This is a genomic window from Streptococcus sp. DD10, from assembly GCF_001578805.1.
GTDB lineage: Bacteria > Bacillota > Bacilli > Lactobacillales > Streptococcaceae > Streptococcus.
Genome location: NZ_KQ969157.1, coordinates 410,063 through 412,697, shown reverse-complemented (window position 1 = coordinate 412,697; position 2,635 = coordinate 410,063). Strand labels below are relative to the sequence as shown.

The 2,635-nt window shown below is 38.4% G+C and carries 3 protein-coding genes; all 3 read left to right on the top strand.

The window, feature by feature from the left end; genetic code table 11:
- Positions 1–840: RsmF rRNA methyltransferase first C-terminal domain-containing protein (locus STRDD10_RS01790; protein ID WP_197458288.1), on the top strand; the 840-nt coding region annotated here is incomplete at its 5' end.
- 120 nt (positions 841–960) lie between these two features.
- Entirely contained in the window at positions 961–1,842 is an 882-nt protein-coding gene (locus STRDD10_RS01785; RefSeq protein ID WP_067192621.1) for a phosphate ABC transporter substrate-binding protein PstS family protein, read from the top strand.
- Positions 1,839–2,635, top strand: a 797-nt coding sequence (pstC, locus tag STRDD10_RS01780; RefSeq protein WP_231853349.1) for a phosphate ABC transporter permease subunit PstC, incomplete at its 3' end; no start/stop codon positions are given. The genes STRDD10_RS01785 and pstC, both read left to right, overlap by 4 nt.

Here is a 2,635-nt window from a genome sequence, read left to right as displayed (position 1 = left end):
GAAGTTTTCAAGGGGTATTTTGATATGATTGTTTTAGATGCTCCTTGTTCAGGTGAAGGGATGTTTCGAAAACAACCCGATGCAACTCAATATTGGTCAGAGGATTATCCTAGTCAGTGTGCAGCACTTCAAAAGGATATCTTGAAAGCAGCAATTCCTATGTTGAAAAAAGGGAGTGAGTTGATTTATTCTACTTGTACCTGGTCTCCAGAAGAAAACGAAGAAATTGTTTCCTGGCTATTAGAAGAGTATGATTTTGAACTTATACCGATAGCTCATATCAATGGAATGAGTGATGGAATTGGTTTTCCTGAAACTGCTCGGATGTATTCTCACCATTTTAGAGGGGAAGGGCAGTTTATTGCCCATTTCCGTTATAATGGTGAAAGTAAAATAGGAAAAGCAAAGACTGTTCGTTCCAATTTAACGTTGGAACAGAAATCTTTGTGGGAAGATTTTATGGTACATCATTTAAATGTAAAATTGACAGGAACTTTGCAAACATTTGGTGAACAACTCTATCTCTTGCCAGAGGGACTTCCCGATATGAGTAAATTAAAAATTGCTCGTAACGGACTTCATCTCGGTACTTTTAAGAAAAAACGATTCGAACCGAGTTTTGCGCTAGGTCTTGCTTTAAAACCAAGTCAAGTGAAAGCCACTGTCTCAATATCTGATATAGAATTTGAACATTATGCTAGGGGTGAGACAATATCTCTAGTTGGAAATTTAAGTAATGGATGGTATCAAGTTTTAGCAAAAGGAAATGGGTTAGGATTTGCTAAAGTTACTGGAAACATTTTAAAAAATTATTTTCCAAAAGGGCTTCGATTTAAGTAGAAAAGACTAGTCAAAAGTTGCTTAGTGTGTTATAGTGGAATTGTGGGGATTTTTGAAACTATAATAGAAAGAGAATGAAAATCCTTATTGGATTCACATAAATTTTCAAGGAGAAAAACAGTGAAAAAAAGTAAAAAGCTTGTTACGCTCTTTGCCACGATTTTGGCAGCTGGGACACTATCAGCCTGTTCAAGCTGGATTGATCGTGGGGAGTCTATGACGGCAGTTGGTTCTACTGCTCTTCAGCCATTAGTTGAAGCAGCAGCGGATGAGTTTGGTTCTAAAAATATCGGGAAAGCAGTCAATGTTCAAGGTGGTGGTTCTGGTACTGGACTATCACAGGTGCAATCGGGTGCAGTTGAAATTGGAAATTCAGATGTTTTTGCTGAAGAAAAGGAAGGAATTGATTCTTCAGCCTTAGTGGACCATAGAGTAGCAGTAGCAGGTCTAGCAGTTATTGTAAATAGTGAGGTAGATGTGGAGAACATCACTACAGAAGACCTCCGTAAGATTTTCACTGGTGAAATTAGCAACTGGAAGGACCTTGGAGGGAAAGATTTAGACATCTCTATCATTAACCGCGCTGCAAGTTCAGGCTCACGTGCTACTTTTGATTCCATTATCATGAATGGTCAGTCAGCTATTCAAAGCCAGGAGCAAGATTCAAATGGTATGGTTAAATCTATCGTATCACAAACGCCTGGAGCTATTTCTTATTTAGCTTTTGCTTATGTGGATGATTCTGTTAAAACGATTAAGCTAAATAATTTTGAGCCAACTGCAAAAAACGTTTCTACAAATGATTGGCCGTTGTGGTCCTATGAACATATGTATACAAAGGGAACTCCTGAAAGTCTCACAAAAGAATTTTTAGATTTTATGCTTTCAGACGAGGTTCAAAATGGTATTGTCGATAGTATGGGGTATATTCCTATTAATGAAATGACTGTCACGAAAGATGCTCAAGGAAATGTTAGCAAGATTGAGGGAGGAAGCCAATGAGAAATGAAGAATTAGCCAAAAAATTACTTTCTCCTTCGAAAAATTCTCGTTTAGAGAAGTTTGGGAAATGGCTTACTTTTGCATGCTTGTCTTTGATTGTTGTTATTGTAGCCATGATATTGATTTTTGTAGCACAAAAAGGGTTGTCTACTTTCTTTAGCAATGGTGTGAATATTTTTAGTTTCCTATTTGGTACAACTTGGAATCCATCAGGGAAAGAGTTCGGAGCTCTTCCAATGATTTTAGGTTCCTTTATTGTTACGATCTTATCTGCTTTAATTGCTACCCCTTTTGCTATCGGAGCTGCAGTCTTCATGACAGAAGTTTCTCCACGTGGAGCTAGAATTTTACAACCAGCTATAGAACTACTAGTTGGTATTCCATCAGTTGTGTATGGTTTTATCGGTTTACAAGTGGTTGTACCTTTTGTTCGCACTATTTTTGGTGGGACAGGTTTTGGTATTTTATCGGGAATTTTTGTTCTTTTTGTAATGATACTTCCAACTGTTACGTTTATGACGACGGATAGTCTTAGAGCAGTACCACGTCATTATCGCGAAGCTAGTATGGCTATGGGGGCAACTCGTTGGCAAACAATCTGGCGTGTCACTTTAAAAGCTGCACGTTCCGGGATTTTTACAGCTGTTGTTTTTGGTATGGCACGTGCATTTGGGGAAGCTTTGGCTATACAGATGGTAGTTGGAAACTCAGCTGTTATTCCAACATCCCTGACGACACCAGCCGCAACTCTTACATCCGTTTTAACAATGGGAATCGGAAATACCGTTATGGG